This window comes from Tumebacillus lipolyticus (assembly GCF_042682745.1).
In the GTDB taxonomy this organism is placed as follows: domain Bacteria; phylum Bacillota; class Bacilli; order Tumebacillales; family Tumebacillaceae; genus Tumebacillus_A; species Tumebacillus_A lipolyticus.
Map to the genome: position 1 here is coordinate 682264 of NZ_JBHUIO010000002.1, position 16701 is coordinate 698964.

A 16701-nucleotide genomic window follows, 5' to 3' on the forward strand; every position below is an offset into this window, starting at 1 on the left:
TCAACCTGAAGCGTTGATCACAATCGCTTCTGCGGTGTGACGCTTGATAAATTCACCGACTACTCGGTTGAACGTTTCAGCATGTGTGTAGCTGGGCGCATGTCCTGCACCCTCGATTTCGCAGTAGGTGGAACCTGCGATCTGCTCATGCAACCGTTTTGATTCGGCCGGATCGACCACTTGATCCGCTTGCCCCACGACGATCAGCGTCGGCGTTCGAATCGCCGCCAGATATTCGCTGGTCGACGGGCCCTGATCCGCATAGACCTGCGCATAATGAAGAGCGTGCGCGTTTGAAGCTTCCCAGTTGGCGATCTCCTCATAATGATCGACTGCGCCGATGTTGGCAAAATCTTGTTTCACTTTCTCCTTGAGCGGGATGTTCTCATCCTGCTGCGTCTGGATAAAGGAGCTGACCAGCGTCAGCGAGGCAATGCGCTGCGGTTGTTGTTCAGCCAACACCTGGCCGACTTGGCCTCCCCACGAGCTTCCGACCACATGGACAGGCTCACCGATGGCTAAGCGATCCAACACCTCGATCAGAACCTGCGCGACCCCGACAAGGCTGAAATCTTCACCGCCTTCGCTCAGTCCAAAACCTGGGCTGTGAATCACGACGATGCGGTGATCTCTCGCCCATTCCTCGATCTGCGGGAGCCATTGTGGCGCGGTATATCCGAACCCGGGGATCAAGAGTATCGTCGGTCCCTGTCCGGTCATCACCACTTCCATGTTCTTCGCAGACGGCGTGTCGAGCAGGAAATGCACCAGCTGCTCGCGCGGTCGAGCTGCCAACGATTCCGGCTGCACTCGCTCGATCACCTGCGGAGCCATACCTTTTTCGCGGATCGTCTTCCAATAGTTTGTAAACTCCTCGCGCAGCGGTACGCCGCTCAGTTGCAGGATGCGCGCTTCTGCTTCACGAGGTGCATCGGAGTTGCGCTCACGCTTCGCTCCGAACAGATCTTCGAGCACCACCTGTTCCACCACATCTGCCGGATCGGCGCTGCCAAACTTTTCTGCGACGATGTCTGGCATCTCGGTCAGGAAAAACTCGCTCAGCCTCGCAAGCGTTGGATGATCGAACAGCAAAGTGGCTGGCAGCTTGCCAAACTCTTTCTCGAACTGCTTGTTCAGCTCCATCACGACGAGCGAATCGACACCGTACTGTTCAAACTCTGTCTGCCGATCGAGCTTGGATCGGTCGATGCGCAGCACTTCGGAGAAGATCGTCTCGACAAACTCCTGCACCGCTTCCTCTTTCGTTTTGCCCGTGCCCCGCGTCGCTGTGCTCGCAGGTTGCTCCGTTTGCACCGCCTGTTTTGCAACGCTCGTCTGCACAGCGCGCTCCGTCTGGATCGCCTTGCGATCTTGCCAGACGAGGCCGTCGCTTTCGCCAACGATGACAGTCTGACCCGATTCGTCCGCTTGCTGGCCGCTCAAACCAAAGACTTTCGCCTGACCAAATCCGTGTTCGGCCAACACTTCCTGCCATTTTTTCGCGCTGAGCAACGGAGAATGCTCCAACCGCTGCTCCGCATCCTCATAGAGCCACCAACCGCTGGTCATCCCAAAGGTCAACGTCGCAAAATCTTGGACTGCTGTCGCTTCGTTGATCACGATCAAGCCGTTCTTCTTGAGCAGCTTTTTCGCTTGGCCGAGGGTGTTGGCGATCCGCTTGGTCGCATGGAGCACGTTGGTCGCCAGGATCAGGTCGATCCGATTCGGCTCAAACCCTTGCCCGAGCGGATCTTTTTCGATGTCGAGCACGGTGAACTCCACAAACGGATAGTCTGTGCCGAACGTGCGCCGCCCGTGTTGGGTAAAGCCGACCGAGATGTCCGTATAGTCATACTGCACGTGACTGCCAAATGCGCGCAGCCGCTCCAACACCGCGCTGCTCGTGCCGCCTGTCCCCGCACCGATCTCCAGAATTCGTACGCTCGCCCGGTCGTTTTGCGCCAGTCGCTGCTTGACAAACTCCTGCACAAAGCTTGCGACCAGCTGATTGTAGTAATCGGTCATTCTGTTCCCTTTGTAGATGTTTTCCACCAGCGATTTCGATCCGTTCGGGAACATGACCTCCATATGGTTTTTCCGCCCGGTCAGCACTTCAGGATATGCGGTGACGCACGCCCAGACCAGATTCACATACGCTTCCATGTCAGATCGTGAAGCGAGGAAACGCTCTTTTTCACCGACCAGATCGTCAAGCATCTCGATCGTCTCCGCCCGATCCACTTCGGTCGTCGTGATCAATCGAGTGCCCGCAAGCTCCGCAAAGCGCCCTTTGCGCAGCATGTCGAGCAACGCATCGAACAGGCGATCATACTCGGACAGAACGCCGAGTTGCCGTTTTAGCTCCTCGATCTCATGCTGTTCTCCGCCGCTTTGGAAAACACCCATCTCGCGGAACGCCTTCAGGAGCAACAGTTGCCCAAAACGCTCGAATGCTGCAAAATCCTGCTGTTTGCCTTCCAGCTGGTCGATGTCGGCAAAGCCGGTCGGAGTGGCTGTCGCAACGATCTGCAGCAGAGAGGGCTCGCGCTCCGGATAGACGGCGATCTTTTTGCTGTAGTCGACCCCCATCTGTTCCAAGACGCGCCGCTCCGCCTTGTAGGGAATCAGCTGCGAGATCGGGTTGGCAAGCGCCGTCTCGATCGCCCGCATCCCTTCTTCCGGCTTGATCGAATGCACGCCGAATTCTGCCATGCGCTTGTTGTATTCCTCGGAGGCGACGATGCCGACACTTCCCCAGTAGCCCCAGTTGATCACTTTTACCGGATAGGGCATGACTTGATCCAGGTGGAGAGCGAAAGCGTCTTTGAACGTGCACCCCGCCGAATAGTTGCTCTGGCCAGGTCCTGCGACAAACGAGTTGGCCGAGGAGAGAAACAGCATAAAGTCTAACGGTTCGTCTTGAAGAACGTGCTGGAGGACGACACTGCCCTGCACTTTCGGCGTCAGCGCCTCAAGCAGCGTCGCTTCCTCCATATTCTCGATCGCCCGATCGCGCAGCACGATCGCCGAGTGGATCACGCCATCGATCGAGCCGAATCGCTCCTTCGCGCTCGCAACCGCCGCGCGCATGCTGTTCGGATCGGTCGCGTCCGCTTGCAGATAGAGCACTTCTCCGCCCAACGCTTCGATCTCCCCTAGCTTGGCAATACGCGCTTCCTCCAACTCGCTGCGCCCGATCAGCACGATGCGGCCTTGGACAGTATTCGCAAGATGCTTCGCCATTTCCAGCCCAATCCCGCCCGCTCCACCGACGATCAGGTAGACGCCTTTCGTTTTGAACGGCGTATCGGTCACGGCAGGCAAGGAGATTGGATGGATGGTGCGAACGAACCGCTTGCCGTTGCGAATCGCCACGACTTCACCGCTCAGGCTTCCCGGCTCGTTTACCATCGCAAGCGTCACACCGCGCAGCTCATCTTCTGTCGGCGCTGCCGGAAGCGAGATGTCCAAGCAGGTGATCGATGCCTCCGCATACTCTTTTGCCATCGTCAGCGTGAATCCGTGCAAGCTCGCCGCATACGGTGTGGTCGTTTGTCCTGCCAGCACCGGAAGCACGTCGTTGGTGACCACTTTGAGCTTCAGGTTCTGCCTGAGCAAACCTTGCTTGGACAGCGCTTTGACCAGTCGGAACAGGGAGAGCACGCCCAGCTCTTGGCTGTTCGCTAACGCTTCCAGATCGCCGAGCTCCACCTTGTCGCTCTCCAGCCCGCCGAGAAAATAGACCTCGTCCAATGCGGGAATCTCTGCCAAAAAGCGTTCAAAGCCTTGCGCTTCTGTCGCTTTGACTTCAAAAGTGCTCGCAGAGACGCGACGGTTTCGCTGTCCGAGGCGCATCCGATAGATGTCCGCATCTGCGCACAGCTTGACCAACTCTTTTTCTAAGCCGAACGACTTGGCCGAATGGACGAACAGCACAGAGCGCTGCGCCTGCGCCGAACGGTCGATCCGCTCGGGCGAAAGCTTTTCCTGCACCCAGGTGGTTCCATAATAGAAATCGTCCGCTTCCTCTCTGCGCTCGCGCAGAGCGACGTCCCTGAGCTTGATGCAGACCTGCCCAGCTTCATCCAAAAGGGCAACGTGGAAACGATTCTCCCCGGCTGCCAGCACATAGGCGAACCCGACCGGCTTGAGCGGCTGAACGATCTCCACTTCCCCGACTGCAAAGGGGAGCGTCGGCTGCGAACTCCGCTTGCGGCTGCCCAGCTGGAGGCCGATCATCGCATGCAACGCGCTATCCATCAAGGAAGGATGCATCGTGTACGAATCGAGTTCGCGCTCCGTGCCTGACGCCATGTGCAGCGTTGCCAACACTTCCTCCTCCCCGATCCACAGCTCACCGAGACCTTGGAAATACGGACCGTAGCTGACACCGCCCGCATCGAACAGCGAGTAGATATGCTGCGAATCGTACTCGTCGACCTTGCGCATCCGCGATTTCAAAGCGGGGATGTCGAGCGATTGAGCGGTCAGCTCGGCAGGATCGGATGTCCGCTTTAGCTCTCCTCTTGCGTGAAGCACGACCGCTTCCGCCTCATGGCTGACGATCTCAAAGGACAGATCTTCCCCTTGTTGATGCAGGACGATCTCCACTTCCTTCGGTTCGGCGACGACGATCGGTTGCAACCAGACCACGTCGGTGAGCCGATGATTGGTCGCGTCCTCAATCTGTCTGCTGGCAGCGAACGCCATCTCCAGATACCCCACGCCTGGCAGCATCGGCTGCCCCATCACGCGATGCTCATCGACGATCCGGTCGGTCGGATGAAACGCCTTCTGCAAGACGAGACCACCCTGTAGACTTCGCTTCGCATTGATCTGATCGACCAGCGGGTGCAGCGCGGACGTTTTTCGGAAGGATCGACCGCTCTGCGGCACCCAGTGCCGCTCGCCCAAAAACGGATAGGTTGGCAGGGTGATGCGTTTGTAACGATGCTCCGAGTCTAGCCCCTGCCACTCGATCTCCACGCCGAACGCCCACAGCTTCGCCAGTTTGAACAGATCCCGCTTGTGGAAGATGACCTGCAGGAACGCTCTGCCCTCCTCACCCGCGAGCAGTTCCAGTCCTCCCTTGCCAGACTTCACGTTGTTTTGAACATCACCGTCGCCAAGCGGTTTCCCTTGCGCGAACGATTCCAATTTTTCCTGTAGCTCAGCAAGCGAAGAGACGACGAGCGCCAAGCGCTCCTCCATCATCTCCCGGCCGACTCGCAGCGTGTAGGCGAGCTCCGACAAGTGAAGAAGTGGAGTTTTCGACTCATGCTCATGCTCCGGTTCCGGCTTCGCTCCATTTCTCTGCTGCTCCATCTGGAGCAGCGCCGAGGCAAATGTCCCCGCTGTCGAAAAGAGGCTGGCATTGATGTCCAATGCGTACACATCGTTGATGCGGTCGGCCAGCTCCGTCAGCTTCATCGGGTCAAAACCGTAGTCTGCGATCGACTCTTCCAGCGAAATCTCTGCGGGGTTGACCTTGAGAATTTCGGAGGCGATGGTCAGCACTTCCTCGACGAACCGGCTCGGCATCCGTTCTGCTGCCTGCGCAGAGGAGACGCTCCGCCCGCTTGCCCCTTCGGCGATAAACGCGGCGAGCGACTGCGCATAGGCCCGCAAGCGGTCTTCATTTTTGGCGGATAGCAGGATCAGCTGCGGTCGCGCGTCCAACTCTCCCTGCTCTTCGACCGACTGCGGCAGGTATTCTTCGAGGATGATATGCACGTTCGATCCGCCAGCGCCAAACGAACTGACGCCAGCCCGCCGGGGTAAAACCTGCTGCTTCCCCGCTTCGACCCGCTCCAGCCGCTTCCACTCGCTCAGCTCTTGCTGGACAAAAAAGGGCGAATCATCAAACTTGATATTCGGGTTGAGCGTTTGCGAATGCAAGGAAGGCACCAGCTGCTGATGCTTCATCTGCAGCAGCACTTTGCTGACACCCGCAATCCCAGCTGCCGATTCGAGATGTCCGATGTTCGACTTGACCGATCCGATGGCGATCGATCGCTTCGGCAGCGCCGCATCTTTGAACGCCTTCATCAGTCCGGACATTTCGATCGGGTCGCCAAGCGAGGTGCCCGTTCCGTGCGCCTCAATATAGCTGATCGTGCTCGGGTCGATCTGCGCTTGACGAAGCGCCTCTGCGATCAGCTCTCCCTGAGCGTTCGGATTGGGAACGGTGTATCCGTTGACCTTCCCCCCGTGGTTGGCACTCGTGCTGCGGATCACCCCGTGAATCTGATCGCCATCCTGCAAAGCTTTGTGCAGGGGCTTGAGCAGCACAGCTCCGACTCCCTCGCCTGGCACATAGCCGTCTCCGCCTTCGCCAAACGATCGGCAGCGGCCGTCTGTCGAAGCGTATTTTCCTTGGCTGAGCAAAAGATGTTTCGCCGGATGGATCGTCACATTGACGCCCCCGGCGATCGCCAGGTCGCTTTCGCCTTTGCGAATGCTGTCACAGGCCAGATGGATCGCGGTCAGCGAGGAGGAGCACATCGTGTCGATGGCGATGCTCGGGCCACGGAAATTGAAGAAGTAGGAGGTGCGGTTGGCGATCGACGCATAGGAAGAGGATGGAATGAACCCTTCCCCGTTCAGTGCATCTTCCAAGCCGAAGAACTGATAGTGCCCATACATGACACCCACAAATACGCCAGTTCGATCTCGCTTCAACCGATCCCGCGTGTAGCCCGCATCTTCGAGCGTGTTCCAAACCGTCTCTAAAAACAGCCGCTCCTGCGGGTCGAGATAGTCTGCTTCGCGTGGCGAGATGTTGAAGAACAGCGGGTCGAACTTGTCCACATCGTCGATGAAGCCGCCCCACTTCGCATAGCTCTTCGCCCGGTTTTCTTGCGTCGGATCGAAATAGGGACGGTGATCCCATCGATCGCTCGGAATTTCGGTGATACAGTCTTTTCCTTCTTTTAGATTGTTCCAAAACTGCTCTAAATTTCGCGCCATCGGATACCTGCCGCTGATCCCGACGATGGCGATCTCGATCTCTTCCTGAGCGGGGAGCGCGGAGGGAGCCGCTTGGCCCTCCGCCTGCTTGACCGGTTCGACAAATCGCGGCCTCGTCGCTGCGCCGATCTCTGCTGACCGGGTTGGTTCCTCCAGCGCAACAGGCAGCGCCTGCACGGGCGCAGACTGCACCGGGCCGATGAGACGGCTGATCGCGTCAAAATGATGGTCTACAAAATAGCTGGCGAGCTCCGCCGTGTTCTGATATTCGAAGAAAAGCGTTTTCGACAGGTCGCCAAACGTGCTTTCCAGCTCGCGAGTCAGCGACATGATGATCATCGAATCGATCCCATACGCTTCGAACGACTCGTCCGCCACGATCTGATCGACCGGAAGCTTAAACTCCCGGGCAAGCATCTTTTTCAGATACTGCTCCGCTTGCGCCTGCACTTGATCGTTCGGTTGGCTCGCCGAAACGGTCTGGCTCTTCGGCTGAGCGGTTTCCACAGCGCGTTCGCTCGTCACCGCCACTTCTGCTACCGAAGCGGCTTGCCGCATCGCGTCTTTCTCTTGTGCAAACGCTCGGCGAATTCTGTCCGCATCTCCTGCCATCACCACCCATTGCGCTTCTGAGGAGCGCAAGGCGCATTCGAACGCCGCGATCCCTTGCTCTTTGCTGAGCGGTCGTAGACCGATCTCACGCTGCAGCGCTTCGATCGTCTCCGCTGGCACTTTCATGCCACCCGCCTCCCACAGCGGCCAGTTGATCGAGAGCGTCTTTCCCGCTCGTCCACGCTGCGTTCGCCAGTTCGCAAAACGATCGAGAAACGCGTTGGCATAGGCATAGTCGCTCTGACCGACACTGCCCTGCAAAGCGGCAGTCGATGAGAACATTGCGAAAAAATCGAGCGCTTCGTCGCGCGTCGCTTCGTCCAGATGCACGGTGCCGATCACTTTCGGCGCAAATACGTCTTGAAGTTCGCTCCCCGTTTTTTTCAAGAGGAAGGAGTCGCGCAAGAGGCCTGCGCTGTGCAGGATCCCGTGGAGGGCACCGAAGCGTTCCTTCGTTTGGCGCACCAGTTGTTCGACCGCGCTTTGATCGGCAAGGTCGGCACGAACATAGAGGACGTCAGCCCCCCGCGCCTTCCACGCTTGCAGTTGCTCCTGCTGTTGCGCAGTAAGCTCACTCCGGCCGGTCAGCACGAGACGCGCCTGCACGCGGCTGGCCAAGTGGTCGGCGAACATCGTGCCGAGACCACCCATCCCTCCTGTGATCAGATAGACGCCACGCGAGCGGAGCGGCACTTCTGCAGACAAGTCTGGCTGCACTTCTTCCAACCGCCGAACGAAGCGCTCTCCGTCCACATACCTGACTTCCGCTTCCTCCCCCACAGTGGCCCATTCTGCAAGCAGCCAGTCGGCCACCGCCTCCGCTCGCGGAAGGTTGTTTGCGCCGGATAATTCGACCGCCTGACAGGTCAGCGTGCGATGTTCCAGCCTGATCGTGCGCGCCAGACTGCCGACCGCAGCAGCAAAGGGTTGTTCCTGCAGTCCGACCGTCGTGAAGGCATAGAGCAGATGCATGCTGTCCTTGATTCGCTGTTCAAGCAGCGCCTGGCTGAGATAAAACAGCGAGTACACGCCTTTGTCGAGCAGCGCCTGAGCGTCCGCGACCGAGTTGTAGCGTCCCTCTGACCACAGATGGACGATTCGTTTCGGGACGCCAGCGGTCGCCAGCAACGACTGCACAAGCTGACGATACTCTTCTGGGCGCGAAGGGTTCAGTTCATATGTGTGCTCATCGAGCGCTTGAAAGCGATCTCCTGTTCGCACCCGCACGATACGATCTGCCGCTCCTGACCGGCTGAGCAGCTCGGTGTGCAGATCTTCGCGATCATCGAAAATCACCATCACCCCGAGCGTCCCCGCAGCGGAAGAACGGCTCCCCTCCTTCTTCACCCAGTGCGGGCGGAAGTAGACGTTGCTGGTGGACGCATGCGCCAGTTTCTGCGGTTCCGGGCTTGACAGCAGGCCCTGAAGCAAGGACAGACCTTCCGCAGCCGTAAGCTGACCGCTCTGGATCTTTTGTAAAACCTGTTTGCGTTCAAAATTCTGTTTATCCATCAATCATTACCTCCAGCAACTGATCCGCCTCTTCCGCATCCAACTCTCCATTCGCCACCCGCTGCAGCAGTTCTGCAAGCAGCGGATCGCTTTGCCAGACTGTGGACCGCTGCTTCTCGTCAGCCTGTTTCGGCTCCGCGTAGGCTCTGGTCGTAAAGTCGAAGATTCGCACCAGATGGTTTCCGCGCTCGTCCACGATCGAAATGTTGTATTTGCGCACCGCATTGCCCGACAGATGATCTTGTGCAGCGTAGGTGACATATGCGAAGCACACTTTGGTCAGCGAGCGAACGATCTCCACTTCACCGATCGCAAAGGGCAGATAGACCGGATCGTCTGCCGATCCAGTTTGGCCGCTCAAACCGAGAACTGTCTGCAGGGCTCCATCCAACAATGACGGATGCAGTACGTACTCTTCATGACGATCGACCACAACATCTGGAAGTTCCAATCGGGAGAGCGCCTCTCCCCGATTGCCGATCAATTCTTGCATCGACAGAAAGCTCGGCCCGTAAGCGAATCCCTTGCTGGCAAACAGCTGATAGCAGTCGCTGGCTGACAGCGAGACGGTGCAGCGCTCTCTGATCGCATCCAGGTCGAGCGGTTCGTAAGCAGTGGCTGCCGCTCCCTGCTCATATAAAACTTTTCCTTGCGCGTGCAGCACTTTTTGCTCCGCACTGCCAGTCGTCACTTCAAATTCCACCGCTTCGCCATCCGGGTAGTAGCTAATCCGCATCTCGATCGCTTCCGCTTGAAGCAAGATCGGTCGCGCCCAGACGATTCCTTTCAAGCGGCGCACCGCCCCGCGCCGCGATGCGAGCTGTCCACCCGCCCGCGCGAGCTCCAGGTAGGCGACGCCTGGGACGATCATGTTCTCGCCCAACACATGGTCGCGAAGATAGAACTCAGTTCCCCGCAACACTTTTTTGAAAACTTGCTCTTCAAGCGTCGATTCGTTCGAGTCGATCAGCGGATGCAGACTGCCTCCAACTGGAGATGCGGCAATGGGGCGCTCGCTCTGCACACCATCTGTCACCCAGTAGCGATTCTTCTGGAACGGATAGGTCGGCAGCGCGAGCCGACGCGGCTTACGATCTTGATGCAACAAGCGCCAGTCGAGCGGCACTCCGGCAATCCACAGCTGCGCGAGCTTGCTCAACTTGCGATCGCGGAGCACGATCTGCATATATTCGGCACCCTCCGGCCCCTCGACGAGCAACCCGATGTGCGACAGACTTTTTTTCACCGTGCCGCTGAATTGGGGAACGGTCTGTTTCTGACCGCCTACATATTCGGTCAGCGCCTGTCGCAGCTCTTCGAAGCTGTTGACGATCAACGCCAACCGCACTTCCATCGCCTCTCGCCCGACCTGCAGCGTGTAGGCAAAATCGGCGAGCGATTCGCTGCCAGCCGCGATCGAAGTCAGACTGTCGAGCAAGTTGCTCGCATACACATTCAGTCGCTCCTCATTTTTGGCAGAGAGGAGGATGATCTGCGGCTCGGCTGAGCGGTCTGCCATAGGAGCTCGCAGATACTCCTCGACGACAACATGCGCATTGGCTCCGCCAAATCCGAACGAACTGACGCCCGCCCGGCGCGGCAAGGCTCGATTCTGCTCATCGCGCAGCGGCTCCCAACGCTGCGTTTCGCTGACGATGTAAAAGGGCGTGCCGCTCAGATCGATGTACGGATTTAACGCCTCCACATGCAGGCTGGCGGGCAGCGTCTGATGCTTCATCGCCAAGACCACTTTGAGCAGACCGGCGAGACCTGCTGACGCTTCGAGGTGGCCGACGTTGCTCTTGACCGAACCGATGCCGCAGTGCGGCTGGCCGGAGAATGGCCGATCAGCGAGCTTGTACAGCTGATCAAATGCTCGCTTGAGGCCATTGATCTCGATCGGATCGCCCAAGCTGGTGCCAGTGCCATGCGCTTCCACGTAGGAGATCGTGCGCGGATCGATGTTGGCCTGCGTCCACGCTTCCACGATCAGCTCCGTCTGCGCGTTCGGGTTCGGTGCGGTCAGCGAGTTCGTCCTGCCGCCATGATTTTCTGCCGAACCTCTGATTACCGCATAGATCGGATCGCCATCCGCCTCCGCTTGCCGGAGCGGCTTGAGCATCATCGCGATCACCCCTTCACCGCGCACATAGCCGTTCGCATCCTGGCCGAACGCTTTGCAGGTGCCGTCGGGGCTGAGCATGCCATTTTTGCTGAGCGCGACATAGGGGATCGGGCTCAACAGCAGATTGACTCCGCCGACGATCGCCGCTTCACACTGCCCGTGGCGAATCGCCGAGACCGCATGATGCAAAGCGACGAGCGAGCTCGAACAGGCTGTATCGATGGCGACGCTCGGCCCGGTCAAGTTCAAGAGGTAGGAGAGCCGGTTCGCGACGAGGGTGCGCGAGACGCCAGACATCGTGTGCGCTTCGATGTTGCGACCGCTTTCCCGCACCAGCTCCGCATAATCGTTCGCCGTGATGCCGATATAGACTCCGGTCGCGCTGCCCGCATAGTCGGACGGCTTGTGTCCTGAGTCTTCGATCGCCCGCCAAGCGACCTCAAGCAGCAGGCGCTGCTGCGGGTCCATCAGCTCCGCTTCACGCGGTGAAATCCCGAAGAATGGAGCATCGAACGCATCGACATCGCGGAGGAAACCACCCCAGCGGGAGTTGGTCTTGTGGTCTTCTTTCGTCGGGTCGCCAAAAAATTCTCGCCAATCCCAGCGATCGGGCGGAATCTCTTCCACCAGATGGTGGCCCGCTTTCAGATGCTCCCAAAACTGTCCCAGATCGGAAGAGTTCGGCAGCGAACCTGCAATTCCGACGATGGCGACCGGCTCCTCGATCCCTGCCGCAGATGAACTCCGCTCGATTGAGGGCTCACGTTTTGAAGCGTTCGGCGCATCCGCATACGCCGTTTGTTGCGACGCGCGATTCTGCCCCTGCGGAGCTTTCGGGAGCTGCGCCTGATAGATCTCCTGCAGCGTCGAGCGGTGCTCTTGCCAGAGATATCGGGAGAGCGCTCGCACGGTCGAAAACTCGTAAAAGAGCGCAGGGCTGACTTCAAAGCTGTATTTTTGATCGAGCTTGACGCTCAGCGTTGTAAAGCGGATCGAATCGAATCCATACTCGCCAAAATGAGTCTCCAGCTCGATCTCGTGCACAGCAACGTCGAGCACCGCTGCCACGATCGCCGCAACGTCCCGCTCGATCAGCTGCAGAAAGGCATCGTCAGCAAAGCTCTGCGCCTCGGCCTCGTCTGCGCTCTGCCGATCAGGTGCCACCGCTGATGCCCCAAATTCTTTTTCGATCTGCTTCAAGCTCATCGAAGCGAGCAGCTTGCGGTCAACCTTCCGGCTCAAAGTCATCGGAAGCGAGCGCAATAGCACAAAGCTGGATGGGATCATGTAGGCCGGCAACCACTTTTTCAACGCGTCTTTTCGCTGCTGTTGCGCAGCTGCCGGAGCGTCCGGATGCTCGACGAGAAATGTGACCAGCCGCTTATGCCCTGGGCTGTCTTCGCGCAGGACGACGACCACCTCTTGACAGTGCGGGAGTTTGCGCTGCACAGCTTCGATTTCACCAAGCTCGATGCGATATCCGTTCAGCTTGACCTGTTGGTCGATTCGACCGAGATAATCGACGCGTCCATCTGGCAGATAGCGAACCAGATCTCCCGTTCGATACAGTTTCGACTCGGGATCTGAACTGAACAGATTCGGCACGAAGCTCTTGCTGTTCAAGTCAGGCTGGTTGAGATAGCCTTTGGCCACGCCGTGGCCCCCGATGTACAACTCGCCGGGCACGCCGATCGGAACGGGTCTCCTGTTCTCGTCTAGGATGTAGAGTTGGTTGTTGTGGATCGGTCGCCCGATCGTGATCCGCTCGCCTGCCCGAACCTGATCGATCGTCGTATAGATCGAATTTTCTGTCGGCCCGTACTGGTTCCAAAATTGATCGACCCGCTCGACAATCTTTTCAGCCAGTTCGCTGCTGAGCGGCTCGCCAGCCGTGATCGCTTTGAAGCGCTTTTTCTGCTCCCATTCGGCGGAGATCAGCATTTGCCAGGTGGCAGGCGTGGCTTGCACGATCGTCGCCTCTGTCGCTTCGATCTTTCTTCTCAGCTTGCGGCCATCTTTCGCATAGCTTGAGGGCAACAGCTCCACTCGCCCGCCTTTGATCAAGGGCATGTACAGCTCAACAGCGGCGATATCAAAACAGATCGTCGTCAGCGCCAACACATGGTCGGCGGCTGTGCATCCGGGCGACTCGCTCATCGACCAGATCACGTTGGTCAGCCCGCGGTGGTACACCTGCACCCCTTTCGGCTTGCCTGTCGAGCCCGACGTATAGATAAGATAGGCGATGTCGTCGGAGTTGACAGCCGGCAAGACGATCGCTCCCCCGCTTGCCCGCACTCCGCTCGCCACCGTTTCCACCTCCGACCAGTCGCGGTCAAGGCGCACCGCCCGCACCGAATGTGTCGGCAGTCGCTGCATCATCTCGTCGCGGGTCAGCAGGACGGGAAGCGCTGTATCTTCCATCATGTACTGCAAGCGGTCTGGCGGGCTGGTCGGATCGAACGGCACATAGGTTGCTCCCGCCTTCATCACGCCAAGCAAGGCGACCATCATCTCAAGACATGGCTCGATGAAGATCCCCACGATCGTCCCCCTGCCAACCCCCAAGCTCTGCAGATAGATCGCCAACTGTTCGGAGCGCTCCGCAAGTTCTAGGTAGGTTAAGCTCTGCCCCTCGTAGATCACCGCGATCGAATCGGGCGTCTGTTGAGCTTGCTCTTCAATCAGCTTGTGGATCGGCAGTTCGGGAGAGTCGGCTGCCGTCTGATTCCACGTCACCAGCACTTGATGCTCCTCTTCTGCTGACAGCATGTTCAGCTCTGAGATCGGTCGATCGGCATGCTCGACTAGGTCGAGCAGCAGCTGTCGATACTGTCTGGCCATCTGTTCGATCGTCGCCGATTCGAAGCGATCCGGATTGTATTTGAACAGCAGTTCGCATCGTTCTGCTTGCTGGTAGACTTCTAACGACAATTCAAACTCGCCTTCCTGATGAACGCTCTTTACCATGTCCAGCAGGAAGCTCTCGCCAGCCGCTTGGCCCTGCACCAATTCTTTGACCCAGCTTTGAAAATGGAACGTCGCTTGAAACAGCGAGTTGTCACCCGACTCTTTGACCATCAGGAAAGCTGGGTACTGGCTATGTTCGAACGCATCGAGCAACGTGCCATGCACTTGCTTGACCAGGTCGAGAAATGAGGTCGCTGCTTCGACGCGACATCTGATCGGCACCATGTTGACAAAATAGCCGATCAGCGATTCGCTGGCGCTATTCGGCCGCCCGACCATCGGGGTGCCCACCGCAAACTCCTCCTGTCGACTGTAGGTGAACAGCAGCACTTGGTAAGCGGTCAACAGGATCGTGAACAGCGTTTGGTTCTGGGCGAGCGCCAACTCCTGCAAGCGATCGGTCAGCGCGGCGTCAATCGCAAATGGGTGAGTCTTCCCGCGGTAGGTCGCAACTGCCGCACGCGGCTTGTCAGCATGCAGATCGAGCGGCTCCAACCCGCGCAGCTGCTGTTGCCAATAGCGGCGGTGTCGCTCCCCTTCCGCACCGGCCAGCATCTTGCGCTGCCATTCGACATAATCGCGATACGTGCTTTCCTGCTCGGTGAGCAAGATTTCCGTTCCGAACGTCTCCGCCTGATAAAACGCCTTCAGGTCCTGTAAAAAATTCTGTAGCGAAACGCCGTCAAAGATCAGGTGGTGAAAGCGAAACAGCAGGATGTGCGGCTTTGGCGGCGATCGCCAGAACAGGATCGTCTGAAACAGCGGGCCATCCTTCAGCGAAAAAGGCTGTCGCGCTTCTTCCTGCACCCGCCTCAACACATCAGGTTCGCCAGCGGGCGTCACCTCCACTTGCCGATAGGACAGCTTCTGATCGGGCTGAATCGATTGCATCGGTTCGCCCGCTTGCTGACGAAAGACGGTGCGCAGGCTGGGATGACGGTCGATCAAGCGCTGCAGTGCTCGCTTGAGAGCGGCCGTATTGATCGTGCGCTGGACATAAAAGGCGACCGGCACGTTGTATGCGTAAGTATCGGGTGCCATCTGATGGACGATCCAAAGTGCTTTTTGCCCTTCGGACAGAGGAAAAGAGTCCGCAACCGGGGACTGGTCGGTCGGTGCGGGCGCTTGCTCCAGCCGCATGAGGTGCTGTTTCGCTTCTTGCATCGTCATCTGTTGGTCAGCAACTCTCCGAAAGACTTCCTCTCTGCTCAATCGATAGGTCATCGCGCTCTTCCCCCCGTTCTCATCCACTCTGACTCCAGCTCTTGCGCTTGATCAGGAGTGATCATGCCTTTGCTCAACCCGCTCAACAAAAATGTGTAGAACCGATCCTCCACAGCCGGCTCGGACAGCGCCCGCTCCTGTCGCTCCGGTGCAAGCTCGCCGCTCGCCGCTTCGAACAACCCTTCGCCGATCAGATACTCTGCGATCTCCTCCACGGTGGACAGGGCGAAAAAAGATCGAACGGAGATCGTCTGCTGATACGTTTTCTGCAGGTGGTTGACCAGCCGCATCCCGACCAGCGAGTCCATGCCATACTGCTTCAAGTTGACATCGAGCTCGATCTCCTCCAGATCGATCTTCAAGATGCTGGCGATCATCTCGCGGAGCATAAACTGCGCTTGCGCTGTTTCGTTCGCCACCACAGCCCGTGTTGCGGTTGCGGTCGCTGCCGTAGCCGCTGTCGGAGCAACAGCCGCAGCCGGTTCCGATTCGGGCAGCCAGCAGCGGTTGCGCTGGAAAGCGTAGGTGGGCAGTGAAACGCGCTTACCCAGTTTCGTTTGATCGATCGCACGCCAATCGACCGCTCCACCTCGCGTCCAGACTTCGGCCAGCTTCAGCCAGTCTTGCTGCGCGATCAACGATTGGAGCTTCGACTTCCATTCTGGCGATTTGTACGCTTCGGAGTGGCTCGCCTTGCCGCTGATCATTCGCGAATCGGGCACACCTTCCAAAAAGTTGGTCAGGCGTTCGAACAGCTCCGCTCGATTTTGAGCCAGGATTGCCAGCCGCTCTTTCATCGCTTCGCGACCCACTTGCAGCGTGTAGGCAACATCGGACAAGGAGCTCTCCTCTGCACGGGCAAAAAAGTCCCGCATCTTCTCGGCGAGCGCTCGGAGCGAGTTTTGATTCTTGGCGGAAAATACGAAGAGCAGCGGGCGTTCCGGTCGATCGGACGATAAAGTTTGATTTTCCTCTCGCCTGTACTCCTCGACGATCAGCAGCGCGTTGGCTCCTCCGATCCCAAGCGAGCTGATCGCAGCACGCAAGGGCATTTCCTGCCGTGCGCCTGCTCGCTCAAGTTGCGGACGCCGCCACTCCGCCAATCTATCTTGGATGTAAAAAGGTGAGGCGGCCATGTTCAGGCTTGCATTTGGCGGATCAGCATGCAGGGACGGAACCAATTTTTTATGCCGCATCTGCAACAGCACTTTGGTCAGCTGCGCGATCCCCGATGCTGCTTCAATGTTGCCCAGGTTAGATTTGACTGTGCCGATCGGACAGGATTGCTG

General features: G+C 58.3%; 3 protein-coding genes (1 of these 3 only partly in view). All 3 read right to left on the reverse strand.

Going from position 1 to position 16701, the window contains the following annotated elements:
• Tightly spaced (each overlapping or abutting the next), the 3 genes in view from ACFSOY_RS21245 to ACFSOY_RS02645 form a layout consistent with a single transcriptional unit that may run on beyond the window.
• Positions 1 to 9093 (reverse strand): SDR family NAD(P)-dependent oxidoreductase, encoded by a 9093-nt coding sequence (locus tag ACFSOY_RS21245; RefSeq protein WP_465335895.1) that lies wholly within the window; start codon positions 9091 to 9093, stop codon positions 1 to 3.
• Positions 9086 to 15412, reverse strand: coding sequence for an amino acid adenylation domain-containing protein (locus ACFSOY_RS02640; protein WP_386043971.1), 6327 nt, complete (start codon positions 15410 to 15412; stop codon positions 9086 to 9088). Before ACFSOY_RS02640 ends, ACFSOY_RS21245 begins: the two co-directional genes overlap by 8 nt.
• Positions 15409 to 16701 carry the 3' portion of a beta-ketoacyl synthase N-terminal-like domain-containing protein gene (locus ACFSOY_RS02645; protein WP_386043972.1) on the reverse strand. The gene runs 1128 nt beyond the window's last position, so only the last 1293 of its 2421 coding nucleotides appear in the window; the start codon falls outside the window, past its right edge — the gene reads right to left on this strand; its stop codon occupies positions 15409 to 15411. Before ACFSOY_RS02645 ends, ACFSOY_RS02640 begins: the two co-directional genes overlap by 4 nt.

Coding starts and splice junctions, on each gene's coding strand:
- ACFSOY_RS21245 (WP_465335895.1), bottom strand. CDS start 9,093: ATGGATAAACAGAATTTTGAACGCAAACAGGTTTTACAAAAGATCCAG.
- ACFSOY_RS02640 (WP_386043971.1), bottom strand. CDS start 15,412: ATGACCTATCGATTGAGCAGAGAGGAAGTCTTTCGGAGAGTTGCTGAC.